We start from the raw sequence: 26,933 nt of genomic DNA, 5'->3' as shown, positions 1-26,933 counted from the left end.
TGTACTATTAGAAATTCGCATTTACTCCAAACAAGAATGTTCTAGCTCTTGGATAAACGTTATTGTCAATTCCGTTGAATTTTTCAGGATCTAAACCATTGTATTTCGTAAGAACAAAAACATTTTGCACCCCAGCAGTAAATCTCAATGTTGCCGCTTTTAATAACTTTTTATCAAAAGTATATCCTAGTACAATATTATCTAACTTGATAAAAGAAGCATCTTTTACAAAATAATCAGAGTAATTGCGCTGCGTTCCATTAGAATTACTTTCTGTAGTAAACCCAGTATTGAAATAATCTGTAGTTATGTTGGCTAAATCAGAATCTCTTCTTAAACCAGCTTGTAAATATCCTTTATCAGAACTTACGTTATCGAAAATGTAATTTCCTACGCTGGCTCTCCAGTTCATTGTAAAATCGAACTGTTTGTAATTTAAAGTAGAGAATAATCCAAAAGTGTAATCTGCAGTTGGTTTATGAAATTTATAACGATCTGCATCGGTAATAGCACCATCGCCATTTCTGTCTGCATACGCACCTTGAATTGGACGTTTATTTGCATCATATAATTGTTCGAAAACAAAGAATGAATTTGGAGCAAATCCTTCAGAATGTATCAACACTTGATTTCCTGTACCACCAGCAATAACATCACCTGTAATATATCCTTGAAATCCTGGAACAGTAGTTCCTAAATCAGAGATTTTTTGATCAATGTAAGTCGCATTAACAGCAACATTCCATGTTAATTTATCATTTTTAATAATGTCAGATTGAAGATTAAACTCAACCCCTTTTGTTCTTACACTACCAATATTACTATATCCTTGATTTCTGATATTTGCTCCATCTGGAACTGGAATCTCAGCTAAAAGATCACTAGATTTTTTATCAAAATAATTAAGAGTACCTGTTAATCTATCATTAAGAAAACCAAAATCAACCCCTACGTTCATCTCTGCTAAATCTTCCCATTTGATATCTTTGTTATATCCTTCAGGTTTTGCTGCTCTGTAGATAACGCCATTAAAAAGATATTGTGTATTAAGCGTTCCTAATGTTACACGCTGCAAATAATCGTATGCAGGCGGAATATCTTGCTGACCTGTAGTTCCGTACCCAACTCTTAATTTTAAACTTGACAAAGTCGAGTTGTCTTTTAAGAATTCTTCCTCAGCCACGTTCCATGCAAAAGCACCTCCGGCAAAATTACCCCATCTGTTTTCTTTAGAAAAACGTGAAGTTCCGTCTCTTCTGTAATTTACTGTTAATAAATATCTACTGTCGTAACCTAAATTCAAACGTCCAAAATACGATTGTAAGTTAATGTCTGGATCTGTAGTAACATCCGCAGGCGGATTTGGTCTCATAACATCGCCAGAGTTATATCCCTCACGTTGAAACAATTGGTAGTTATATCCAGCTGTAGCATCAATTTTAAATTTGCCTAAATCTTTAGTATAATTAAAGTAAGTATTTAAGTTTTTATTCTGACGACTGTCTGTATAACCTGTATATCCTCCTAAATTAGTCCAGTTACCTTTATCAAATGTAGTAGGCTGGAATCCTGTAATACTTTCAGTACTCACTCTTGTATACCCATTACTATCAAATTTATCGATACCTGCCTCAGCAACAATTCTTAAATCTTCGAAGAAATGAAATTTATAATCTAATCTAATATTTCCCCATTTTCTAGTAGAAGTTGCTCTACGCTCATCTTGATTCAATCTTGCAACAGGGTTTCTTGCTGGCAACAATGGTACATTTCCATTTGCTTCCAACCATTCAAAATAACCTCCGTAACGAGAACCTGCTTGGTAAACTGACTGAGTTGGATCAAATATAATAGCACTGCTGATTACCGGACCTTCATCTTGAAATTGATTTTTTCCAAAAGCTAAGTTTCCAGTAACATCAATTTTTAAGTGATTGTCAAATAAAACTGGGTTTAACGATATCGATGTCGTTGTTCTTTCAAAAGAAGTATTTCTTAAGATTCCAGGAGTATCTACATTTCCGACAGATAAACGTACTGGCAATTTATTAAACAATGAACCGCTTACAGATATATTGTTGTTTGTTGTTAAAGCAGTACGGAAGATTTCTTTTTGCCAATCCGTATTTGCTGTACCTAACAAAGCTTTTTGAGCAGCAGTCCCTTTTTCATTTACTAAAGCACGATATTGATCAGCACTTAAAACATCTACTGTATTAGCAACAGTATTAATACCTACTTGAGAATTAAAGTTAACTTTTACACCGCCTTTTGTTCCTTTTTTAGTAGTAATAACAATTACACCATTTGCAGCTCTAGAACCGTAAATTGCAGCTGCCGAAGCATCTTTTAATACCGTAAAAGATTCGATATCATTTGGATCAATTGTAGACAAAATACTTGTTGATCCGCTAGGAACAGCATTACTCATAGGAAGTCCATCAACTACAATTAATGGCTCATTTGATGCGCTTAATGAAGATCCTCCACGAATTCTAATATCCGCTTTAGCCCCCGGAGCACCTCCTGTAATAACATTTACACCAGCAATACGACCACTGATCAAACTCTCTGGAGTAACGTTAATTCCTTTATTAAATTCTTTAGCCGAAATTTGAGAAACAGATCCTGTTGCGTCTTTTTTCTTAACAGTACCGTAACCTACTTGTACCACAACTTCTTTTAGCTGATTAGTATCTTCTTCTAAAGAAACGTTTAAAGTTTTTTGTCCGGTGTAATCAAGTGTTTCTGTTTTGTATCCAATGAAAGAAACAACGATTTTACTTCCGTTTTTAACATTTGACAGCTGGTAATTCCCATCAAATCCTGTTGATGCTCCATTCGGAGCACCTTGTACATTTACGTTTACTCCTGGTATTGGCTGACCTGTTGTTTTATCGACAACAGTCCCACTTAAAGTGCTTTGAGCTAGCACCGTAAATGGCAACAATAGGAATAAAAATAACAACTTTTTGTAAATTGTTTTCATACTTTTTGTTTAAATTAGTTTGAGTTTTTGATTGTTAGTTAAGTTTTTAATTTTACTTCGAATTTCAAAATTATGAATTAATTAACACGCTCAACAAGAGGCATTTTTAATTGGTTTACGAAAACGTGGTAGTGTTGAAAACTTTCTATTTTTTGTAATCTTTTAAGTCAAAAATTGTCAATCCCAAAAATATTATTCACCTTTATTGTCAATTAGATTTTTTTCAAATAAGTACTATGAAACGCAAAATAACACTGAAACAAATTGCAAAGGAACTTGACGTATCCATTTCAACTGTCTCAAAATCACTAAGAAACAGTCTTGAAATAGGTGAAGAAACACGCTTAAAAGTGCAGGCATTTGCAAAGTTTTACAACTATAAACCCAACAATATTGCCCTTAGTTTAAAAAATCGAAAAACCAAAAGTATTGGTATTATCATTCCGGAAATTGTACATCATTTTTTCTCGACTGTTATCAACGGAATTGAGCAGGTTGCCAACGAACACGGTTATAGTGTTGTGATCTGTTTATCTGATGATTCTTTTGATAAAGAGGTACTAAATATGGAAATGTTAGCCAACGGAAGTATCGACGGTTTTATCATGTCACTGTCTAAAGAAACACAGTTCAAAGGCGATTTTCACCATATTACTGAAGTTATCAATCAAGGAATGCCCGTAGTAATGTTTGACCGCGTTACTAACGATATTTTATGTGATAAAGTTATTATTGATGATAAAGCGGCTGCCTACGAAGCGGTGCAAAGCTTAATTGATAACGGTCGAAAAAAGATTGCATTAGTAACTACAGTAGATTATGTAAGTGTTGGAAAACTAAGAACCGATGGATACGAAAAAGCACTTCGCGATAACGGAATACCATTCAATGAAGATTTAATCATAAAAATTGAAGATGTAGATACTTGCGAAATTACCATCAGTCAGCTTTTGCACGACAGAGCTTTTGATGCTGTTTTTGCGGTAAACGAACTTTTTGCCGTAACTATTATTAAAACCGCTTCTAAAATGGGATTAAAAATTCCTGAAGATTTAGCGGTAATCGCTTTTACAGACGGAATTATTTCAAAATACTCTACTCCAAGTATTACAACAGTAAGTCAAAGCGGAGAAAAAATGGGAAATAAAGCAGCTAAAATGCTGATCGAAAGACTCGAAGCCGAACATGATGATGACGACGAAGAAAACGAAAATTACACTACAGAAGTTATAGAAACACATTTAATAGAACGAGAATCTACTGACTAAAATTCTTAAAATCAACCTTTTCTAAAGCCATAAAAAATATTTATGGCTTTTTTGTTAGCATATTTAAAAAAATAATTAATACTTTTACGCCTGCTCAAAGCTTTTACTTTTACTTCGAAAAAAACAGTAAGTTTTGATAAGCAAAGCGCTTATCGTCTAATTAATTCTTTAATTACGATAATGGAAAAGCGTAAATTAAGTTTCTGGGAAATTTGGAACATGAGTTTCGGTTTCTTAGGAATACAAATGGGGTTTGCACTTCAAAATGCAAATGCCAGCAGAATTCTTCAAATTTTCGGTGCCGATGTACATGAACTATCATGGTTCTGGATTATTGCTCCCCTTATGGGATTAATAGTACAGCCTGTTATTGGTCATTACAGCGATAAAACTTGGGGTAAATTCGGCAGACGAAAACCTTTCTTTTTAGTGGGCGCAATTTTAGCTTCGGTAGGATTAATTTTAATGCCTCAGGCTAATATTTTCATATCCGTTTTACCCGCTTTATGGGTTGGAGCTGGAATGTTAATGATCATGGACGCTTCTTTCAACATTGCTATGGAGCCGTTTCGCGCACTTGTTGGCGATAATTTAAGAACAGATCAACGCACAGCAGGATTCAGTATCCAAACTTCATTGATTGGTTTTGGAGCGGTAATTGGTTCAGCATTACCTTATGTTTTAACAAAATGGTTTAATATACCAAACAGTACAGTTCCAGGAAGCGTTCCATTAAACCTTACTTTGTCATTTATTATTGGCGCCGCAGTTTTAATTGGTTCTATCTTAGTAACCTTATTCACAACCAAGGAATATTCGCCCGAAGAATTAGCCAAATTTGAAGATCCACAAAATGACGTAATTTCTGATTCTGAGGAAAAATCAAAACTTACCGATATTTTTACTGATTTTGCAAAAATGCCAACCACAATGCGTCAGCTGAGCTGGGTGCAGTTTTTCTCTTGGTTTGGATTATTCGGAATGTGGGTTTTTACAACTCCTGCAATCGCCCATCACATCTACGGATTACCATTAGACGATACGTCTAGCCAGCAATATCAAGACGCTGGTGACTGGGTCGGAATTCTATTTGGCGTTTACAATTTGGTTTCCGCTATTGTCGCTTTATTTTTCTTACCCTACATCGCAAAAAAAATCGGGCGAAAATCAACTCACGCTGTATCATTAATCATTGGAGGAATAGGTTTAATCTCTATTTATTTCATGCCAAATGAAGATTGGGTTGTATTGCCAATGATTTTAATTGGAGTTGCCTGGGCGAGTATTCTAGCAATGCCTTATGCAATTCTTGCAGGATCTATTGCTCCAAAAAAGATGGGAGTTTACATGGGAATCTTCAACTTTTTTGTTGTTATCCCACAAATTGTAAACGCATTAATTGGTGGTCCAATTGTAAAATATCTTTACAATGGCGATGCCATTTATGCCTTAATTACAAGCGGAGTAAGCTTTTTAATTGCCGCTCTTTTAGTCTACAAAGTAAAAGATGTAGACGACACTATTTAAAATCATAAAGAAGAATTTCAATTTACAATGAACAAAAAAGCTTTCATATTCGATCTTGACGGCGTGATCGTTGATACCGCTAAATACCACTTTTTAGCTTGGCAGAAAATTGCCAAAGCATTAAACATAAATTTTACACATGAAGACAACGAACTTTTAAAAGGCGTAAGCCGAGTTCGCTCTCTTGACATTATACTTGGATTAGGAAATGTTCAGGCTTCGCAAGAAGATAAAGACAAATGGCTGATTCAGAAAAACGAAGATTATTTATCTTATTTAGTTGATATGGACGAAAGTGAGGTTCTTCCAGGAGTTATTAAAATTCTAAAACTATTAAAAGATAAAAATCAAGGAATTGCATTGGGCTCTGCCAGTAAAAATGCAAGACCAATTTTAGAAAAAACAGGAATTCTATCTTACTTCGATGTTATTGTTGACGGAAATGACGTTACCAATGCAAAACCAGATCCTGAAGTATTCTTAAAAGCGGCTCAATTATTAAACATTGATCCAAAAAATTCAATTGTATTTGAAGATTCTGTTGCAGGAATTCAGGCAGCGAACATAGGCGAAATGGTAAGCGTGGGAATTGGTGAGGAAACAATTTTGCATGAAGCGGACTATATTTTTAAAGATTTTACCCAAATCGAAACAAGCTTTATTGAAAAGTTAATTGGATAATTAGAAAATGTGTCAATGAGATAATTAATCTTATGACAAATATTCTGATGCAACAATTACCCAAATGAATGTAAAAAAGTTATTAAAAAACCTAGGCAATTATCTAATTATCAAATTGCCATATTTTCTAATTTAAAGAAAAATGAATCAAGATTATATAAAACCAGACAATTGGTCGATCATTGAAGAAGGATTTGATGCCGAAAGAGTCAAATCGTCTGAAAGTCTCTTTAGTATCGGAAATGGTGCTATGGGACAACGCGCCAATTTTGAAGAAACATACTCAGGCGAGACTTTCCAAGGAAGTTATATCGCTGGTATTTATTATCCAGACAAAACAAAAGTGGGCTGGTGGAAAAACGGATATCCGAAATATTTTGCCAAAGTACTTAACGCTCCAAACTGGATAGGAATTGACATTGAAATCAACGAAGAAAATCTTGATTTAAACACGTGTACCGAAGTTAGAAACTTCCGCAGAGAACTGAATATGAAAGAAGGATGGTACAATCGTTCTTTTGAAGCAGTTCTAAAAAACGGAACTGAAATAGCAGTAAACGTTCGTCGTTTTCTTTCCTTAGATTTAGACGAAGCCGGAATTATTAAATACGATATTACACCTTTAAATAAAGATGCAAAAATCGTTTACAAACCTTACGTTGATGCTGGTGTAACCAATGAAGATGCCAACTGGGAAGAAAAATTCTGGGAACCGCTTGAAGTTAAAAAAGGCACAAACGAAGCTTTTGTAACCGCACAAACCTTCAAAACGCATTTTAAAGTTACAACTTTTATGCACAATACGATTTTGGCAAACGGAGAAAACATCAATGTTTCGCCATCGACAATCGATTCAACGGCAGATAAAGTTCAGTATACTTATGGAACTATTATTGCAAAAGGACAAACCTCATCTATTCAAAAAATTGGTGGATATACGGTTTCTTTAAACCACGAAAACACTTTGGCTGGAGCCGAAAAAGTAATTAAATCTGCTGTTGCTTTAGGATATGATGCTTTATTTCAAAATCAAATTGAAGCTTGGGCAAAAATCTGGGAAATGTCAGATATTACAATTGAAGGCGATGTAAAAGCACAACAGGGAATTCGTTTCAATATTTTCCAATTAAATCAAACCTATTCAGGAAAAGACAGCCGATTAAACATTGGACCAAAAGGATTTACCGGAGAAAAATATGGCGGATCAACTTATTGGGATACTGAGGCGTATTGTATTCCGTTTTACATGGCAACAAAAGATCAGCAAGTTGCTAGAAACTTATTGACTTATCGTTACAATCAATTAGATAAAGCCATTGAAAACGCAAAAGATAATTTAGGTTTCAAAAATGGCGCTGCATTGTACCCGATGGTTACCATGAATGGTGAAGAATGTCATAACGAATGGGAAATCACACACGAAGAAATTCACAGAAATGGTGCGATTGCTTTTGCGATTTACAACTATTACCGTTATACGGGCGATTACTCTTATATTCCAGAAAAAGGATTAGAAGTTTTAATTGGAATTGCGCGTTTCTGGCACCAAAGAGCTTCTTTCTCAAAAGATAAAAATCAGTATGTGATTTTGGGAGTTACAGGTCCAAACGAATACGAAAACAACATCAACAATAATTTCTACACCAATTATATTGCAAAATGGTGTATTGATTTTACGACAGAACAAATCGAAAAAGTGTCTTCAGAATATCCTGCAGATCACAAACGCATTTTAGAAAAAGTTAGCCTTTCGGCGAATGAAATTCAGGAATGGAAAAAAGTTGCCAATGATATGTATTTCCCAATTTCGGAAGAACTTGGAGTTTATTTACAGCAAGACGGTTTCTTAGACAAAGATTTAGTTCCTGTAAAAGATTTAGATAAATCACAGCGTCCAATTAACCAAAAATGGTCTTGGGATCGCGTTTTACGTTCGCCATACATTAAACAAGCCGATGTTTTGCAATGTTTCTATTTCTTCGAAGATCATTTTTCACGAGAAGAATTAGAAAGAAACTTTGATTTCTATGAATCATTTACCGTTCACGAAAGTTCTCTTTCGCCTTGCGTTCACTCGATTCAAGCTGCAGTTTTAGACAAAATGGATATGGCATATACATTTTATTTAAGAACATCCCGTTTAGATCTTGATGATTACAACAAAGAAGTTGAGGAAGGTTGTCACATCACATCTATGGCAGGAACTTGGATGAGTATCGTAGAAGGTTTTGGAGGAATGCGTGTTAAAAATAACCAATTGCATTTCTCACCAAAAATTCCAAAAGAATGGAAAGGCTACTCTTTTAAAATAAACTTTAGAAATCAAGTTCTAAAAGTAGCTGTAAATCAAGATAAAACCACTTTTACTGTAGATGGCGATCAAGATTTAACAATTGTAGTTAACGGAAACCCAATAACTGCAAGTAAATTTGTACAAATTAATTAAATTACAATACTCTAAAATCTAAAAAACATGAAAAACTTATTTTTCGCAAGTTTAATCTTGTTTGCTTTTAGCTCAATTGCAGAAGCACAACAATTAAAATCACCCGAAGGCAAGTTCGTAATGGAATTTTCTCTTCAAAACGATGGAACTCCAACGTACAATTTAAAATACAAAAACAAAGAAGTTGTAAAAACCAGTAAATTAGGTCTTGAGCTTAAAGATGATAAAAAATCTTTATTGAATGACTTTACTGTAGTTGATACCAAAACTTCAACTTTTGATGAAACTTGGAAACCGGTTTGGGGAGAAGTAGATCAAATTAGAAATCATTATAATGAATTGGCTGTGACTTTAAATCAAAAAGGAACAGACAGACAAATCGTAATTCGTTTCCGTTTATTCGAAGACGGTTTAGGATTCAGATATGAATTCCCAGCGCAAAAAAATCTTACTTACTTTACTATTAAAGAAGAAAGATCTCAATTTGCAATGACTGGAGATCATACTGCATTCTGGATCCCTGGAGATTATGATACTCAGGAATACGATTATACAAAATCTAAATTATCTGAAATTAGAGGTTTATCTGAAAAAGCATATACCTCAAATGTTTCGCAAAAGAACTTTTCTCCAACAGGAGTTCAGACTTCTTTGATGTTAAAAACAAACGACGGAATCTACATCAACTTACACGAAGCGGCTTTAATCAACTATTCTTGTATGCACTTGAATTTAGATGATAAAAACTTAGTTTTCGAATCTTGGTTAACGCCAGACGCAAAAGGTGACAAAGGTTATATGCAGGCGCCAAGCCACTCGCCTTGGAGAACCATTATGGTGAGCGACGACGCTAGAGAAATCTTAGCTTCAAAAATGACTTATAACTTAAACGATCCATCAAAAATTGAGAATACTTCTTGGATTAAACCAGTAAAATATATTGGTGTTTGGTGGGAAATGATTACAGGAAAAAGCTCTTGGTCATATACTAACGATTTTCCAACAGTTCAATTGGGCGTTTCTGATTTCTCAAAAGCAAAACCAAACGGAACGCACGGAGCAACCAATGCTAACGTAAAAAAATACATTGACTTTGCCGCTGCAAATGGTTTCGATGCTGTTTTGGTTGAAGGATGGAACGAAGGCTGGGAAGACTGGTTTGGACATTCAAAAGATTATGTTTTTGATTTCGTAACACCTTATCCAGATTTTGATGTAAAAGGGCTGCACGCTTACGCAAAATCTAAAGGAGTAAAAATCATTATGCACCATGAAACATCAGGATCTGTTCGTAACTACGAGCGCCACATGGATGCGGCTTACAAATTCATGAACGATAACGGATATGATGCTGTAAAAAGTGGTTACGTAGGTGATATTTTACCTAGAGGTGAAAACCACTACAATCAATGGATTGTAAACCATTACCAATATGCTATCGAAAAAGCAGCAGATTACAAAATTATGGTGAACGCTCACGAAGCAGTTCGTCCAACAGGAATTGCAAGAACGTATCCAAACTTAATTGGAAACGAAGCAGCAAGAGGAACAGAATACCAAGCTTTTGGAGGTTCTAAACCAAATCACGTAACGGTTTTACCATTTACACGTTTAATTGGAGGCCCAATGGATTACACTCCGGGAATCTTCGAAATGGATATCAGTAAAATGAATCCTGATAACAAATCGCATGTAAACAGCACAATCGCAAATCAATTGGCATTATACGTTACAATGTACAGTCCATTGCAAATGGCTGCTGATACTCCGGAAAACTACAACCGTTTTCCAGATGCATTCCAATTCATTAAAGATGTGGCTGTAGATTGGTCAGAAAGTAAATATATTGAAGCTGAACCCGGAGATTTTATTACTGTTGCCCGTAAAGCAAAAGGAACAAACAACTGGTTCGTTGGAAATGTAAATGGCGAAACTCCACGAACGTCAAACATCGATTTCAGTTTCCTTGAAAAAGGAAAAAAATACACAGCAACAATTTATGCTGATGCAAAAGATGCGCATTACAAAACAAATCCGCAAGCTTATACAATCAAGAAAATTGCTGTAACAAGCAAATCAAAATTATCGCAGCTTTCTGCTCCGGGCGGAGGTTATGCGATAAGCATTATAGAAACCAAATAATTCTTTAAAAGGCAAGTAACTCTCCCCCAAGATTACTTGTCTTTTTTTTAATCAACAACTTTTTGTCACATCGAGCGAAGTCGAGATGCCACATAGGTTCTCTCCCGAAGCTTCGGGACGCTTGGACTGACAATTAGAATAATTATTATGACTATGAAAAACCAAAAAACATCATTCATCTATAAATTAGTTTTAATGGTTTTGTTGTTTTCCGCTTCCGCGAAAGCGCAAATCCAAAAAGTAGAACCGCCATTTTGGTACGCAGGAATGAAAAATTCGGAACTGCAGATTATGTTCTATGGAAAAAATATTTCGCAATACGAAGCTTCAGTTTCCAATAATGTGGCGATTAAAAATGTAGAAAAAACAGAAAACCCGAATTATCTTTTCGTAACAATTGACACAAAAGATGTAAAAGCTTCTGAATTGATTTTCTCATTCAAAAACAATAATAAGATTGCCTTTAAACAAAAATATGTTCTGAAAGAAAGAAGAGCAAATTCTGCCGAAAGAAAAAGTTACGATGCCTCTGATTTGATTTACTTAATCATGCCGGATCGTTTTGCAAACGGAAATCCGAAAAATGACAGCGACGCTTCTTTAACTGAAAAAGGAAATCGTCAAGATCCAAGCGGACGCCACGGTGGAGACATAGAAGGAATTATCAAAAACTTAGATTATATCTCTTCTCTTGGCGCGACTACAATTTGGAGCACGCCTTTATGCGAAGACAACGACAAACAGCATTCGTATCATACGTACGGGCAATCTGATGTTTACAAAATTGATCCGCGATACGGAACGAATGATGATTACGCTCGTCTTTCTGCAGAAATGCACAAAAAGAACATGAAACTGGTTATGGATTATGTGACGAATCACTGGGGAATTACGCATTGGATGATGAAAGATATTCCAACTAAAACTTGGTTCAACCAATTCGAAACTTTCACACAAACACATCACAGACGCGAAGTAATTACAGATATTCATGCTTCAAAAATAGATCAGGAAGTTTGTGTTGATGGATGGTTCGTTCCTTCAATGCCAGACTTGAATCTTAGAAATCCTTTGGTTGCAAAATACTTAACTCAAAACGCTATTTGGTGGATCGAATTTGCAAATCTGGACGGATTTAGAGTAGACACTTATAATTATTCAGATAAAACTGCGATGGCTAATTGGGCGAAAGCCATTACAGATGAATATCCGAATTTCAATATTGTAGGCGAAATCTGGATGCACAATCAGGCGAATTTAGCTTTTTGGCAGAAAGACAGTAAAATTGGTGCTATTGAAAACTATAATTCAAATCTTCCAAGTGTAATGGACTTTACGCTTCAAAGTCAGATTGCTTCTGCTTTCAATGAAGACACCCCAAACTGGGACAGCGGATTGATTAAATTCTACAACAATTTTGCAATGGATTTTCTATATCCAAATACGAATAATCTTTTGGTTTTTGCCGAAAATCATGACACAGACCGTTTAAATCATAATTTTAAATATGATTTACCAAAATACAAATTGACGATGACATTATTGGCTACTGTTCGTGGAATTCCGCAAATCTATTACGGTTCAGAAATCGGAATGGGCGGAGATAAAGGCAAGGGCGGAGATGCCGATATTCGTCAAGATTTCCCAGGCGGATGGGCTGGCGACAAAAACAATGCTTTTACAAAAGAAGGAAGAACTCCAGAACAGGCAGCTTATTTTGATTTCAGTTCGAAATTATTCAACTGGAGAAAAACAAACGAAGCAGTTCATTTCGGAAAAATGACACATTATATTCCAGAAAACAATACGTATGTATATTTCAGATATACTGATGCTAAAACCGTAATGGTAGTTTTCAATAACAATGCAAAAGAACAGATTGTAAAAACAAACCGTTTTAAAGAAAGCATCAAAAACTTTAAATCTGGAAAAGATGTTATCACAGGAAAAACATTCGATTTAGCTTCTGAAATTAATTTAGAACCAAAATCAGCTTTGGTTTTAGAATTGGAATAACGCTTAACCGCAAAGTCCGCAAAGGTTTTTAGCCACAGATTACACAGATTAACACAGATTTTGTCTGCCACAAATTACACGAATTTCCACGAATTTATTTATCATATTTGAATTAGTGGAATTCGCGAAATTCGTGGCAAAAGAAAAAAATCCTTTAAATCTTTTTAATCTGTGGCTATTTTTTTCAACATGTTTAAAATTTCCCAAATAATGAAAAAATATACTTTCCTTTTTTTATCTTTAGTATACTTAACAATGAGTTGTTCTGGCTCAAAATCAGTTACAATGAATAATACTTCGAAAACACCTTTCGTTTGGGAAGGAGCAAATGTTTATTTTTTACTTACAGATCGTTTTTACAACGGAGATACTTCCAACGACGTCAATTTTAACCGAACCAAAACTCCCGGAAAATTACGTGGATTTGAAGGCGGTGATATCATCGGAATTACCAAAAAAATCGAATCAGGATATTTTGAAAAACTAGGAATAAATGCCATTTGGCTTACGCCGATTGTTGAACAAATCCACGATGGCGTTGATGAAGGAACGGGTCTTAGTTACGGCTATCATGGCTATTGGGCAAAAGATTGGACAGCTCTCGATCCAAACTTCGGAACCAAAGAAGACTTGGCTAAACTGGTAAAAAAAGCACACGAAAAAGGCATCAGAATCATTCTTGACGGAGTAATTAATCACACGGGACCGGTAACTCCAGAAGATCCTGTTTGGCCGTCTGATTGGGTAAGAACAGGCGTTGTCTGCGATTACAAATCGTTCGAAAACACAACCATGTGTACTTTGGTGGACAATCTTCCAGATGTAAGAACTGAAAGTGTACAGGAAGTTGAATTGCCTCCTTTATTAATCGAAAAATGGAAAAAAGAAGGCCGTTACGAAAAAGAAATTACATCATTAAATGAATTCTTTAAAAGAACAGGTTATCCAAAAACACCAAAATATTACATTATAAAATGGCTTACCGATTACATTCTAGAATTTGGAGTTGACGGCTATCGTGGAGATACAGTAAAACATACAGATGAAAATGTCTGGGCGGATTTTAAAAAAGAATGTGATTATGCATTCGAAACATGGAAGAAAAACCATCCAAAAGAAGTTTTAGATCAAAATCCGTTTTATACAATCGCTGAAGTTTACGGTTACGGAATAAGCGGCGGGCAGGATTATGATTTTGGAGATCGAAAAGTTAATTATTTTCAGAATGGTTTCAACAGCATGATCAACTTTGAGTTCAAATGGAATGCAGCCCAAAACGATTATGAAGGTTTATTTTCGAAATATTCCAATGCTTTAAACAATAACTTAAAAGGATATTCTGTCCTTAATTATATGTCTTCTCACGACGACGGACAACCTTTTGATGCGAACCGAACAAAAAGCATCGAAGCAGGAACTAAATTATTACTCTCACCAGGAATGTCTCAAGTTTATTATGGAGACGAATCGGCAAGATCTTTAGTTATTGAAGGAACTCAAGGCGACGCAACTTTACGTTCAAACATGAATTGGGATGATATTCAAAACAATCCCGAAACACAAAAAACACTTTTGCATTGGCAAAAATTAGGACAGTTTAGACGAAACCATCCTGCTGTTGGTGCAGGCGTTCACAAACTGATTAATCCCTATCCTTATACTTTCTCCAGAATTTTTACAAAAGGTGCTTTTACAGATAAAGTAATTATAGGCGTTGATCTACCAAAAGGCCGAAAAGAACTTCCTATTGGCGATATCTTCCCAAATGGAACTAAATTAAGAGATACTTACTCAAATAAAGAAGTTGAAGTAATTGACGGAAAAGTCATTATCGACAATGATTTTGATATTGTTTTACTAGAATTAATTTAATCGCAAAGATTAATCTGCCACGAATTTTCACAAATTATTTTATCATATTTAAATTTGTGAAAATTCGTGGAATTGCTACGCCAGTTCGCTATCGCACGAGTCGTGGCGAAAAAAAAATCATTTTAATCCTAATAATCTGTGGCTAACTTTTTTTATAATCCTTGCGACCTTTGCGTAAAACTTTGCGACCTTTGCGCTTAAACTCACAACAGATGCTCAAGATCGCACATCGAGGCGCCAAAGCCTACGAACCTGAAAATACTTTACAAGCTTTCCAAAAAGCCTTAGACTTAAATTCAGACGGAATTGAACTTGATGTTCATGTAAGCGCTGACGGACATATTATAGTAATTCATGACGAAACCATTGACAGAACCACTAACGGAAAAGGTTTAGTTAATAATTATTCTTTAGCTGAATTAAAATCATTTCTGATTGATGGGAAATATCAAATCCCAACTTTAAATGAAGTTTTTGATTTGGTCGACAAAAAATGTCTGATCAATATCGAATTAAAAGGGTTAGGAACTGCACCTAAAGTTGTTGCATTAATTGAGGAATACATTTCAGAAAAAAACTGGAATTACAATAATTTCATCGTTTCAAGTTTTGATTGGAATATGCTGCAGGAAACTTCAAACCTAAATCCAAATATCCAAATTGGTGTTTTAACAGAAGAAAATCTTGAGACAGCTTTGGCTTTCGCCGAAAAAATCAAAGCAAAAGCTATTAATCCTGATTTTCAGCTATTAAACACAGAAAATGTACAGGAAATTCAAGAAAAAGGATTCTTAGTTTTTCCTTGGACTGTAAACACAGAAAAAGACATTCAAGAAATGAAAAGTTATAACATAAACGGAATTATCTCTGATAATCCAGACAAAATATAAACGTAAAAAATAGCCACAGATTGAAGGATTAGCACAGATTTGTTTGCCACGAATTACACAAATTTTCACAAATTTAAATAGGATAAAATAATTCGTCGAGATTTGTGACTCGGGCGATAGCGAATAGGCAAAGCAAATTCGTGGCGAAAAGAAAAATTAGTGCCAATTCGAGAAATTCGTGGCAACCAAAAAAATATGATCAAAAATTTCGACATAATCATCGTTGGCGGAGGCGCTGCAGGTTTTTTTACTGCGATTAATATTGCAGAGAAAAATCCGAAACTAAAAATTGCCATTTTAGAAAGAGGAAAAGAAGTTCTTTCTAAAGTCCGCGTTTCTGGCGGCGGACGATGCAACGTTACGCACGCTTGTTTTGAGCCCAACGAATTGGTTAAATTTTATCCAAGAGGAGAAAAAGAACTTCGCGGGCCTTTTCATCAATTTTGTTCAGGTGATACGATCGAATGGTTCGAAAAACATGGCGTAGAATTAAAAATAGAAGAAGACGGCAGAATGTTTCCTGTTTCTAATTCATCACAAACCATAATAGATTGTTTCCTAAAAGCAACCGAAAAACTAGGTATAAAAGTGCTGACTGGACAAAGTGTTCAATCGATTTTTAAAAAAGAAAATCACTGGAAAATCGATACACAAACTGACAATTTCGCTGCCGAAAAATTAGTCATGGCAACAGGAAGCAACCCAAAAATATGGGAAATGCTTCAGGAGCAAGGACACGCTATTGTAAGCCCAGTTCCTTCCCTATTTACTTTTAATATCAAAGATTCTAGAATTAAAGAATTACCAGGCGTTGCCGCACAAGTTACCGTATACGTAAAAGATACTAAACTGGAATCAACAGGGCCTTTGTTAATCACACATTGGGGAATGAGCGGTCCAGCGATTTTAAAACTTTCTGCTTGGGGCGCACGCATTCTGCACGACAAAAATTATCAATTTACCATTTTCGTCAATTGGTTAAATGATCTTGATACAGAAGATGCAGAAAAGATCCTAAAAGACTTGAAACAGGAAAACGCTAAAAAAGCGGTTTCAAAAAAATCTCCTTTTGACTTTCCGAATCGTTTATGGGAAAGTTTGGTTTTGGCTTCGGGAATTGATTCTGAGACGAAATGGGCCGATTTATCTAAAATTCAATTGCAGAATCTAACTTCACAATTAACAAAAGCCGAATTTAAAGTCAACGGAAAAAGTACCTTTAAAGAAGAATTTGTAACAGCTGGCGGAATCGATTTAAAGGAAATCAACTTTAAAACAATGGAAAGCAAAATTCACGAAAACCTTTATTTTGCTGGTGAAATTGTAAATATCGACGCTATTACAGGCGGATTTAATTTTCAGAACGCCTGGACAAGCGGGTTTATTCTGGCTCAAAATATTTAATACAAAATGAAATTTAAAGGAATTATTTTTGATTTAGACGGAACACTAGTCGATTCACTGCACGATATTTCAGATGCAATGAATACCGTCCTTGAAAGTCTAAATTACCCAACACACACTTACGATACCTATCAATATTTTATCGGAAGCGGTTTACGAAATCTTGTTAGTAAAGCACTTCCTTCAACAAACAATTCTGACGATCAGATTGAAATTTGTTTTGAATGCATGATTAACGAATATCGTGAAATCTGCACATTGAAAACAAAACCATACGAAGGCATTGTCGAACTATTAGAAAATCTGACTTCGCAAAACATCAAAATGGCAGTTTTCTCCAACAAAGCTGATGAATTGACAAAGAAAATAGCCTCTGAAATATTTCCAAATTATTTTGATACCGCAGTTGGTTTAAGCACCGAAGAACTTAAAAAACCGAATCCGTTTGAGGCTGTAGAAATAAGCAAAAACTGGAATTTAAAACCTGAAGAAATTCTGTTTGTAGGAGACTCAGATATTGATATGCAAACGGCAGTAAATGCTAATATGTTTCCTGTTGGTGTTTCGTGGGGTTACAGAACCGAAGAAGAATTGAAAACCAGCGGCGCAAAATTGGTTATTAATAATGCTTCGGAATTAATCGAGATATTATAAATCATGAATGCTGAATTACAAAAACAAATACTATCAATCGCTTCGTTTTCTGAAAATGAAATCGAAAAGATCGATTCTTGTTTTGAATATGAAAGTTTTAATGCTAAAGAATATCTTTCGTCAATGGGAAAAATCAGCAATAAGATTTTCTTTATTGTTGAAGGTTTAGCACGAGTTTATTATCTGAAAGATGGAAAAGAAATCACAACTTATTTAAGCTGCGATGAAGGTTTTATCGCTTCGTATTCCAGTTTCATTAATCAATCTGTTTCTTTTGAGAATATTCAATGTATAGAAGATTGCGAAGTACTTTCGATCACTTTCGAAAAAATGCAGTTTCTGTATCACGAAATTCCAAATTGGGAACGTGTCGGAAGAATTTTAGCAGAACAAAATTACTTGTGTATGGCTGATCGTGTTCTAAAACTCCAAATGATTCCGGCAAAAGAAAAATACCAGACTTTTTTAGCTTCGGCTCCAGCCAAAATAATCCAGCGCACTCCATTGATTTATATAGCTTCCTTTCTTGGAATTACGCCAGAATCTTTGAGTAGAATTCGCCAAAGTATTTCTTAACATTTATCAAGTAGATTAAGAAACCAAATTCAAATCTTTGTCAATATAAAATTCAAGAAATGAAAAATATTGCCAAAGACGTTTACCAAATTCCATTGTTTCCTCGAAATGCTATCAATTGTTATATAATTGAAGATGTTTTGATTGATGCCGGAATTCGAAGTTCTGCCAACATAATTCTAAAAGCTCTAAAAGATAAAACGATAACCAAACACGCCTTGACTCACGCACATGCAGATCATCAGGGAAGCAGTAAAGTAATCTGCGAAACGCTAAATATTCCTCTTTTATGCAGTAAACCTGAAAAGACTGCTGCAGAAAATGGAAATGTAATTTTCGAATATCCAAATCCGAATCATTTTATTCCGAAATTTCAAAAACAATTCTGGGCAGGAAAAGGGCATCACGTTTATGAAACTTTAAAAGAAGGCGATAAAATTGGCGGATTCACAGTTATTGAAACTCCAGGGCATTCCAGCGGACATTTATCCTTTTTTAGAGAAAATGATGGCGTTTTAATTGTGGGTGATGTAATGACAAATATGAACCTTTTGACAACAAAAGTCGGCTTACACGAACCGCCGCAGTTATTTACCTCTGATAAAGAAACGAATAGAAAATCCGCCTTAAAATTAGCCGCTTTAAAACCTAAAATACTTTGTTTTGGACATGGTCCTATTTTAAAAAACAATGGAGAGTTAGAAAGTTTCGTTCGAAAACTTAAACCACATTATTAACAAGAATTTACAGATTTCACAAGTTTTCGTTAAGACTATTCTAATAATTTTACTCTCAACTAATTAATTCTATATGAGAGTAAAATTACTTACCACAATTTCTTTTTTCACGTATCAAATTTCTATTTCCCAAACCGAAAAACTCCTTCACGGAAAAGTTATTTCTAATAATTCACCTCTCAATAAAGTTGAAGTAATAAATAAAACAGCTCAAACTAGCACAAGAACAAATGAACGTGGAGAATTCTCGATTCTAGTAAAAGCAAAAGACAGCTTACTATTCTTCTCTAAAGATTATCTCTTTACGAGATTGAAGCTTACATCCAAAGACATCCAAACGAATAATCTTGTCGTTAAAATGGTCATTAAGCCCGAAGAACTTGAGGAAGTCACCATTACATCGGTCAAATTTGATCCAATACCATTAGATCCAGAAGCCATTGCAGCTATAGATGTAGATAAAAGGAGTAAGAATTTAACACGATTTATTACAGGCTATAAAGATGGTTCAATCACAAATGGAGCACAAGCTTCATTTCCGCTCGGCGGTAAGAAAAAGGTAAAAAGAGAAGATTCAGAAACTCCTTTCAAAAAGCTCATAAAAGCAACTTGTTCAACAGATTTTTTTACTAAAACTTTACAAATAAAGCCAGAAGAAAAAAACTTATTCATTGATTTCTGCGACGCCGATCCAAAATCTAAAGTGATTTCAGCAAATCCAAATATCTTATCTACTATAGAATTTTTGAATGCTAAAAATGAAGAGTTTAAAAAGTTAAATTCAGAAATTAAAAACTAAAAATTCTTTAAATGAAACTAAAATTACTTACCACAATTTCTTTTTTCACGTATCAGCTTAGTATTTCACAAACCGAAAAACTACTTCACGGAAAAGTGCTTTCTCAAAATCTAACTCTGAAAGATGTTGAAGTCATTAATAAAACAACACAAACTAGTACAAGAACAAATGAATTAGGAGAATTCTCGATTTTGGTAAAAATGAAAGACAGTTTAATTTTCTATTCAAAAGATTACTTCTTTACTAGATTAAAAATCACCACCAAAGATATTGAGAGCAACAATCTCCTCGTTAACATGATTCTGAAACCTGAAGAATTGAATGAAGTTGTAATAAATAAGGTCGAATTTGATAAAGTTAAGATTAGTGCTGATGATGTTGCAGATGTATTAATTAGTAAAAATGCCAAAGATTTATTCTGGAATACAGGAGTTAGTGATAATTCAATTAGAGAAGCGCTTCGAGTTTCATTCCCTTTAAAAGGTAAGCAGAAAAAAACAATTGAAGTTGCCGACGACCGTTTTAAGAAACTAGTTGTCGCTGTTTGTCCTTCAGATTTCTTTATAAAAAATTTAAAAATAAAACCTCAAGAAAAAGAGCTTTTTATTGATTTTTGCGACTCAGATCCGAAATCGAAAACGCTTCTGGAAAATCCAAATGTTTTAGCTGTTATGGATTTTCTTTACACTAAAAATGAAGAATTTAAGAAACTTGAGTAAGTTGAATCATTTAATAAACTTGAAACAAAAAAATTATTTATTCAGCCACCAAATACTAGCATTCAAAATCGTTGCAAATCCAACCCAAGCCAGATAAGGAATTAATAAATAACCCGAAATTTTATTGATTTTAGTAAATTTTAAATACGTTTCGTAAATCATCAGCCATAAAAGAACAATTTCGATTAAAGCCAAAAGCGGATTTTTTAATCCGAAGAATAAATACGACCAAATCGCATTAAGCGTTAATTGAATCAAAAAGAAAAGAAGTGCTGTTTTTACCTTTTCGGTTTGTTCCTTTATTTTATCCCAAACTAATCCCGCTGCAATTGCCATAAAAATATAAAGTAAAGTCCAAACAGGCATGAAAATCCAATTTGGCGGATTAAAAACTGGTTTTACAATTGTTGGATACCAGCTTTCAACACTCGGTCTAGTTACTGTACTGGCAGAATATCCCACTGCTAAACAAACCAATAAAGCTATTGCAATTTTTACGTATTTATTCATTTCATTAAATTTTGTATTCAAAAATAGTCAAAAGAAAAGTTTAAACCATATAAGTAATATAAGTTCATTTTAGCAAAGCCGATTTATATTTTCTTATATTACTTATATGGTGAAAAAATTTAAAAACTATCTTTGCCAAAATTTTATAATTCATGTTTACAGCAGCTGATTTTATTCCATATATATATACTTCAACAATCGAAAACGGAAACTTTGAGTGGAGCGCTCCCAGCAATATTGCATTAGTAAAATATTGGGGAAAAAAAGACAATCAGATTCCGGCAAATCCTTCGGTTAGTTTTACTTTGAATAATTGCAAAACAATTACCAAATTGGCTTTTTCGAAAAAAGACGCTTCGACTCCTCTCAGCGAGACAAATAGTTTTTCTTTTGATTTACTTTTTGAAGGAAAACCAAAAGAAGATTTCAAACCAAAAATTCAGAAATTTCTAGAAAGAGTTGAAGTTTACCTGCCATTTTTGAAAGACTATCATTTTACGATTGATACCCAAAATACATTTCCGCACAGTTCTGGAATTGCCTCTTCGGCATCAGGAATGGCAGCACTGGCAATGAATTTTATGAGTTTAGAAAAATTACTAAACCCTGAAATGACAGATGATTATTTTTATCAAAAAGCTTCATTTTTGGCTCGTTTAGGATCAGGAAGTGCGTGCCGAAGTGTAAAAGGAAAAGTAGTTGTTTGGGGAAATCAAGCCAATATTGAAGGAAGCTCTGATTTATTTGGAGTTGAATTTCCGTACACAATTCATGAGAATTTCAAGAATTACCAAGACACAATTTTATTAGTCGATAAAGGCGAAAAACAAGTTTCAAGCACAGTGGGTCATGATTTAATGCACAATCATCCTTATGCTGAAAGACGTTTTGCTCAAGCTCATGAAAACTTAGATCAGTTAATTTCAATTTTTGAAAGTGGAAATTTAGACGAATTCATTAAAGTCGTCGAAAGTGAAGCTTTGACTTTACACGCCATGATGATGACATCGATGCCGTATTTTATCTTGATGAAACCAAATACGCTGCAAATCATAAATGCAATTTGGAAATTCAGAAACGAAACTCAGATTCCAGTTTGTTTTACACTTGATGCGGGAGCAAATGTGCATGTGCTTTATCCCGAAAACGTTACCGAAAAAGTATTACAATTTATTCAGGACGAATTAGTTGTATTTTGTCAGAATCGTCAGTACATTTGCGACAAAATTGGAGAGGGAACTATTGCATTATAATTTTCCGTATCTTTAGTTGAATTTTTTAAGAAAGACATAAAATAAATCATGAAAGGACCCTTATTTTACTCAAAAATATTACTCTTTGGAGAATACGGAATTATCCGCGACTCTAAAGGACTTTCTATTCCTTATAACTTTTACAACGGTGCATTAAAAAAGTCTGAAGAACCTTCGGCTGAAGCTATTGCATCAAACAGAAGTTTAAAAAGCTTTGCCTCTTACCTTGAAGTTTTGCATGTACAGCAGCCTGAATTAGTTACTTTTGATTTAGACACTTTAAAAAATGATGTCGAAACTGGAATGTACTTCGATTCTAGTATTCCGCAAGGTTATGGTGTTGGAAGCAGCGGCGCACTAGTAGCGGCTATTTATGATAAATATGCTACAAACAAAATCACCGTTTTAGAGAATTTAACTCGCGAAAAGCTATTGCAGTTAAAAAACATATTTTCTCAAATGGAGAGTTTTTTCCACGGAAAAAGTTCTGGTTTAGATCCATTAAACAGTTATTTGAGCATTCCGATTTTAATTAATTCTAAAGATAATATTGAAGCAACGGGAATTCCAACTCAAAGTTTTGACGGAAAAGGCGCAGTGTTTTTATTAGACTCTGGAATTGTTGGTGAAACTGCTCCAATGGTAAGCATTTTTATGGAAAACTTAAAAGACAAAGGTTTCCGTGCGATGCTTAAAAACCAATTTGTAAAATATACCGATGCTTGCGTAGAAAACTTTTTACATGGAGACATGAAATCATTGTTTACCAATACTAAAAAGCTTTCTAAAGTGGTTTTAAATAACTTTAAACCAATGATTCCTGAGCAGTTTCACGGAATTTGGCAAAACGGAATTGACACAAACGATTACTACTTAAAACTTTGTGGTTCTGGCGGCGGAGGCTATATTCTTGGTTTTACTGAAGATTTAGAACGTGCAAAAGCATCTTTAAAAGATTATAAGCTAGAAGTAGTTTACCAATTTTAAGTTTAATTTTCTTAAAAAGCATAATTATTTGAATACACTTTCCTAATATTTAATCCTAAAAAAGTTACTGAATATGAAAAGTATTTTAAAAATTATCAAAGCAACTTTTTTAGGAGGAATTCTATTTTTAGTGCCTTTAGTTGTATTACTTATTGTATTAGAAAAAGGATATGGTATTATTCAAAAAACCACACTTCCGCTTGTAAACAACTTACCAAGAGTAAATGTTTTAGGAATTGCCATTCAAGAGCTTATTGGAATACTGATTATAATTCTTATTTGTTTTATTGCTGGAGTATTGGCAAAAACGGCAAATGCTAAAAAGCTGATTCAGAAATTAGAAGATGGTATTTTGAGCTTCGTTCCAGGTTATTCATTTATGAAAAGCATGAATGAAAATATTTTAGGATTTGAATCTAATGAAGACTTAAAAGTAATTTTAGTTCCTACCGATGCTGGTTTGCAATTTGCTTTTTTAATAGAGCAGATAAATGAAAATCAATTTACAGTTTTTATTCCAGATGCACCAAATCCGTGGAGCGGATCAGTAGTTTTTGTTGAAAAAAAAGATATTACAGACATTCAAATTACACAAAAACAAGCGCTAGCCTGCATTCGAAAATTAGGTTATGGCTCTAAAGAATTGTTAAAAAACAAACTCTAAATTTCAGAATCAAAAAATAACTTTTAACTTCCCCTAAATCTAATCAATCCCCTCATAACTCATGTTAAGCAGACAACACAAACTTTTATTAATGAAAATTGTAAGTTTGTTCTCTGTCGTTCGCGGTTACAACATTCCAATTATTATTCTGGCACAGTATTTATCAGCAATTTTTATTTTAGCACCAGAAAAAAGAGCACTCGACATTCTGCTTGATTTCAATTTATTCCTAATAGTCTTTGCATCTGCCGTAACAATCGCCTCAGGTTATATTATTAATAATTTTTACGACAGTCAAAAAGACTTAATAAACAGACCCAACAAATCAATGCTGGATCGATTGGTTAGTCAAAAAACCAAATTATCAGTCTATTTTAGTTTAAATTTTTTAGCTGCCTTAATGGCTTTTATAGTTTCTTGGCGTGCTTTTTTATTCTTTTCTGCTTATATTTTTATAATCTGGTTTTACTCTCATAAAATAAAAAGATACCCCATTATAGGCAATTTAACTGCTGCATTTATGGCTGTTATTCCTTTTTTTGCCATTTTATTGTATTTCTACAATTCGATTTCATTTGAAGAAATTGAAAATCACAGAAGTCATTTTGCGGTAATTTCGGCGCACGCAATGTTCTTATTTTTACTGCTTTTGATTAGAGAAATGATAAAAGACTTAGAAAATCTAAAAGGAGATTTAGCTAACAATTACCACACAATTCCGATTATTTATAACGAAAAAGTATCTAAACAGATCATTACCATTTTGACGTTTTTAACGGTAATTCCGGTTTATATTCTAGTCAATATTTATGATGTTGGCTATATGGATATTTACTTTTACACCTGTTTTATTGTTTTATTGTTTTTCCTGCTTTATCTGTGGAAATCAAATTCTAAGGAACAATTTTTACTGCTGCATAATGTTTTAAAATTCTTGATCGTTTCGGGAGTTTTTTGCATCGTCTTGATCAATCCAAGTGTTTTGTGGCACGGACGTGAATTGATCTCTAATTACTAAAAGTTGGTTCAAACAGGTTTAAAATGGAAATCTATTTATTTTCCAATTCAAAAAATAAAATATGCAGAGCGGAAAACAGAAAATTTTAGCTAAAAAAAGCTGCTTATTATGCTTTAAATCAACTAAAATTTTATTGCTATTAATCTAAGAACATAGAACTTAAGATTAATTGGGCAGAAAAAACTATCTTTGCACAAATTACAGAATTTATGAACAATAAGGAAGGCAATAATAAAAGAGGCGGATCTAGACCAAACAGCTCAAGATCAAACTCTAGCAAGCCAAAACCTCCTATGGCGAAACGTGCTCAAGGGCCGAAAAAAGTGAAGCCTGAAGTTAAAGCGGCACAAGAAGCTGCGGAGCAAAAAATTAAGAAACAAAATCAGGCACCAAAAAGACAGAAAGCTTCTGATGAGATTCGTTTGAATAAATATATCTCAAACTCAGGAGTTTGCTCTCGTCGTGATGCTGATATATATATTCAGTCTGGAAACGTTAAAGTAAACGGCGTTCCAGTTACAGAAATGGGTTATTTAGTAAAATTAAATGATGTTGTAAACTTTGACGGTGTTACTTTGACTCCTGAAAAGAAGGAATACATTTTATTGAATAAACCTAAAAACTTTACAACTGCGCTTGACGAAGGACAAGAATATCGTAACGTTCTAGAACTTGTTCGTGGTTCTACAACTGCAAAAATTGCACCGGTAGGAAGAATGGACAAAAACACAACAGGATTACTGTTGTTTACAAACGATACTGATATGATTCGTAAATTTACTTTACCAAGTCAGAAATCGTCAAAAATCTATCAGGTTTCTTTAGATAAAAATCTAAAATTTGAAGATTTAGAAAAAATCAGCAAAGGTTTAGTTCTTGACGGACACCGTGTTTTTGTTGAAGAAATAAGCTACATCGAAAAAGAAGCAAAAAGCGAAGTGGGTCTTAAATTACGCTCATCAAATGTAAAAGTGGTTCGTGCCATTTTTGAACATTTTGATTATGATGTGCTTCGTATAGACCGCGTATCTTTTGCCGGTTTAACTAAAAAGAATCTGCCAAGAGGAAACTGGCGTTTCTTAACAGACCAAGAAGTTATCAATTTGAAAAATGCTTAATACATTTTCAAAATGGTTTAAAAATATCAAATCCTGTTTTACTTTGTAAGACGGGATTTTTTTTTAGAATGCAAAAAAGTTATGCCCAAAAAGTGTAAAAATAGATCTTCCAATATTTTGGTTTTTATCTTCAACGTTTTCATAACATGAAAATCCTAGAATTATTTTTATTCCCGGCTGAATACTGTTTAAGATATCTCTTTTTTGTTCTTCTAATAGTAATTTTAAACTATCCAGTAATTGCAGATTATTTTTAAGATACGAGATAACTAAAAGAGCTGAAAAATTAAGAATTTCTCGGGCTGTTTCGCTTTTAATACCAACTTCATTCGATATCATTTCAGAAATTCTTCCCTTTTTATTCGTAAAAATTTCTTTCAACAAAACATTTCCTTCTATACGGTAACAGTCATCTACTGATAATATTCTCCCTGAATTAAAATCTACTTCTTGATAAAAAGTCGAATCATCTTCAATAAGCGATACAATATCTTTATAAAAACCAGATTCTTCGGCTTTATTGTACAGCCCCATTAAAACTGTACCTATTGAAACATCAATTCCTTTTATTAAAAGTGCATCATTTTCAAAATAAAATTTGTTAAGCTTTGAAACAACATTAGAAGAAATAAAACGTCTAAGTTCAATTTGTAGGTTTGGGGT

At 34.0% G+C, this 26,933-nt stretch carries 22 protein-coding genes; 19 read left to right on the top strand and 3 right to left on the bottom strand.

All coding sequences use genetic code 11. The annotated features are described in order from the left end of the window. Positions 1 to 7: 7 nt before the first annotated feature. A complete protein-coding gene (locus BOW55_RS09285; RefSeq protein ID WP_129023893.1) occupies positions 8 to 2,989 on the bottom strand; it encodes a TonB-dependent receptor in 2,982 nt (993 codons plus the stop codon). A 236-nt stretch (positions 2,990 to 3,225) separates the two neighbouring features. Between BOW55_RS09285 and BOW55_RS09280 the strand changes: the two genes are divergently transcribed. The 14 genes from BOW55_RS09280 to BOW55_RS09215 all read left to right on the top strand — a co-directional run bounded on the left by BOW55_RS09280 (position 3,226) and on the right by BOW55_RS09215 (position 20,720). Beyond that, positions 3,226 to 4,257 (top strand): LacI family DNA-binding transcriptional regulator, encoded by a 1,032-nt coding sequence (locus BOW55_RS09280; protein WP_089052497.1) that lies wholly within the window; start codon positions 3,226 to 3,228, stop codon positions 4,255 to 4,257. A gap of 180 nt (positions 4,258 to 4,437) precedes the next feature. Beyond that, positions 4,438 to 5,784, top strand: coding sequence for an MFS transporter (locus BOW55_RS09275; RefSeq protein ID WP_129023892.1), 1,347 nt, complete (start codon positions 4,438 to 4,440; stop codon positions 5,782 to 5,784). Positions 5,785 to 5,811: 27 nt separating this feature from the next. Further along, positions 5,812 to 6,465: a beta-phosphoglucomutase gene (gene pgmB / locus BOW55_RS09270; RefSeq protein ID WP_129023891.1), complete on the top strand. Its 654-nt coding sequence runs from the start codon at positions 5,812 to 5,814 to the stop codon at positions 6,463 to 6,465. Between the two features lie 142 nt (positions 6,466 to 6,607). After that, entirely contained in the window at positions 6,608 to 8,911 is a 2,304-nt protein-coding gene (locus BOW55_RS09265) for a glycoside hydrolase family 65 protein (RefSeq protein WP_129023890.1), read from the top strand. Positions 8,912 to 8,938: 27 nt separating this feature from the next. Then, positions 8,939 to 11,053, top strand: a complete 2,115-nt coding sequence (locus tag BOW55_RS09260) for a glycoside hydrolase family 97 protein (protein WP_129023889.1) — start codon at positions 8,939 to 8,941, stop codon at positions 11,051 to 11,053. 153 nt (positions 11,054 to 11,206) lie between these two features. Next, complete coding sequence (locus tag BOW55_RS09255; RefSeq protein WP_129023888.1) at positions 11,207 to 13,069, top strand: glycoside hydrolase family 13 protein; 1,863 nt, start codon at positions 11,207 to 11,209, stop codon at positions 13,067 to 13,069. Positions 13,070 to 13,279: 210 nt separating this feature from the next. Continuing rightward, on the top strand, positions 13,280 to 14,941 hold the full coding sequence (locus BOW55_RS09250; protein ID WP_129023887.1) for an alpha-amylase family glycosyl hydrolase: 1,662 nt from the start codon (positions 13,280 to 13,282) through the stop codon (positions 14,939 to 14,941). Between the two features lie 212 nt (positions 14,942 to 15,153). After that, complete coding sequence (locus BOW55_RS09245; RefSeq protein ID WP_129023886.1) at positions 15,154 to 15,831, top strand: glycerophosphodiester phosphodiesterase family protein; 678 nt, start codon at positions 15,154 to 15,156, stop codon at positions 15,829 to 15,831. A gap of 195 nt (positions 15,832 to 16,026) precedes the next feature. Next, the gene (locus tag BOW55_RS09240; protein WP_129023885.1) at positions 16,027 to 17,235 is read left to right on the top strand and encodes an NAD(P)/FAD-dependent oxidoreductase; all 1,209 of its coding nucleotides are present in this window, start codon (positions 16,027 to 16,029) and stop codon (positions 17,233 to 17,235) included. Between the two features lie 6 nt (positions 17,236 to 17,241). Next, positions 17,242 to 17,889: an HAD family hydrolase gene (locus BOW55_RS09235; protein ID WP_129023884.1), complete on the top strand. Its 648-nt coding sequence runs from the start codon at positions 17,242 to 17,244 to the stop codon at positions 17,887 to 17,889. 3 nt (positions 17,890 to 17,892) lie between these two features. After that, complete coding sequence (locus tag BOW55_RS09230) at positions 17,893 to 18,465, top strand: Crp/Fnr family transcriptional regulator (RefSeq protein ID WP_129023883.1); 573 nt, start codon at positions 17,893 to 17,895, stop codon at positions 18,463 to 18,465. Positions 18,466 to 18,524: 59 nt separating this feature from the next. Continuing rightward, positions 18,525 to 19,202, top strand: a complete 678-nt coding sequence (locus BOW55_RS09225) for an MBL fold metallo-hydrolase (RefSeq protein ID WP_129023882.1) — start codon at positions 18,525 to 18,527, stop codon at positions 19,200 to 19,202. A 73-nt stretch (positions 19,203 to 19,275) separates the two neighbouring features. Further along, a complete protein-coding gene (locus tag BOW55_RS09220; protein WP_129023881.1) occupies positions 19,276 to 20,001 on the top strand; it encodes a hypothetical protein in 726 nt (241 codons plus the stop codon). 11 nt (positions 20,002 to 20,012) lie between these two features. After that, positions 20,013 to 20,720: a hypothetical protein gene (locus BOW55_RS09215; RefSeq protein WP_129023880.1), complete on the top strand. Its 708-nt coding sequence runs from the start codon at positions 20,013 to 20,015 to the stop codon at positions 20,718 to 20,720. 33 nt (positions 20,721 to 20,753) lie between these two features. Here BOW55_RS09215 and BOW55_RS09210 read toward each other — a convergent pair whose 3' ends face one another. Then, positions 20,754 to 21,230: a TspO/MBR family protein gene (locus BOW55_RS09210; RefSeq protein WP_129023879.1), complete on the bottom strand. Its 477-nt coding sequence runs from the start codon at positions 21,228 to 21,230 to the stop codon at positions 20,754 to 20,756. Positions 21,231 to 21,382: 152 nt separating this feature from the next. On the opposite strand from BOW55_RS09210, the gene BOW55_RS09205 reads away from it, so the two are divergent. From BOW55_RS09205 to BOW55_RS09185, 5 genes are all read left to right on the top strand, one after another. Next, entirely contained in the window at positions 21,383 to 22,483 is a 1,101-nt protein-coding gene (locus BOW55_RS09205) for a diphosphomevalonate/mevalonate 3,5-bisphosphate decarboxylase family protein (protein ID WP_129023878.1), read from the top strand. A 48-nt stretch (positions 22,484 to 22,531) separates the two neighbouring features. Further along, complete coding sequence (locus tag BOW55_RS09200) at positions 22,532 to 23,470, top strand: mevalonate kinase (RefSeq protein ID WP_129023877.1); 939 nt, start codon at positions 22,532 to 22,534, stop codon at positions 23,468 to 23,470. Between the two features lie 73 nt (positions 23,471 to 23,543). Further along, complete coding sequence (locus BOW55_RS09195; RefSeq protein ID WP_129023876.1) at positions 23,544 to 24,134, top strand: DUF502 domain-containing protein; 591 nt, start codon at positions 23,544 to 23,546, stop codon at positions 24,132 to 24,134. A 61-nt stretch (positions 24,135 to 24,195) separates the two neighbouring features. Continuing rightward, on the top strand, positions 24,196 to 25,152 hold the full coding sequence (locus tag BOW55_RS09190; RefSeq protein WP_089052478.1) for a geranylgeranylglycerol-phosphate geranylgeranyltransferase: 957 nt from the start codon (positions 24,196 to 24,198) through the stop codon (positions 25,150 to 25,152). 209 nt (positions 25,153 to 25,361) lie between these two features. Beyond that, entirely contained in the window at positions 25,362 to 26,270 is a 909-nt protein-coding gene (locus tag BOW55_RS09185; protein WP_089052477.1) for a pseudouridine synthase, read from the top strand. Between the two features lie 63 nt (positions 26,271 to 26,333). On the opposite strand, the gene BOW55_RS09180 is transcribed toward BOW55_RS09185, so the two are convergent. After that, positions 26,334 to 26,933 (bottom strand): DUF937 domain-containing protein (locus BOW55_RS09180; RefSeq protein WP_129023875.1); only part of this gene is annotated, 600 nt, incomplete at its 5' end.

It is taken from the genome of Flavobacterium sp. YO12 (assembly GCF_004119495.1).
Taxonomy (GTDB): domain Bacteria; phylum Bacteroidota; class Bacteroidia; order Flavobacteriales; family Flavobacteriaceae; genus Flavobacterium.
Note: the sequence above shows the minus strand (reverse complement) of the source record. Positions and strands in the feature narration are given on the sequence as shown.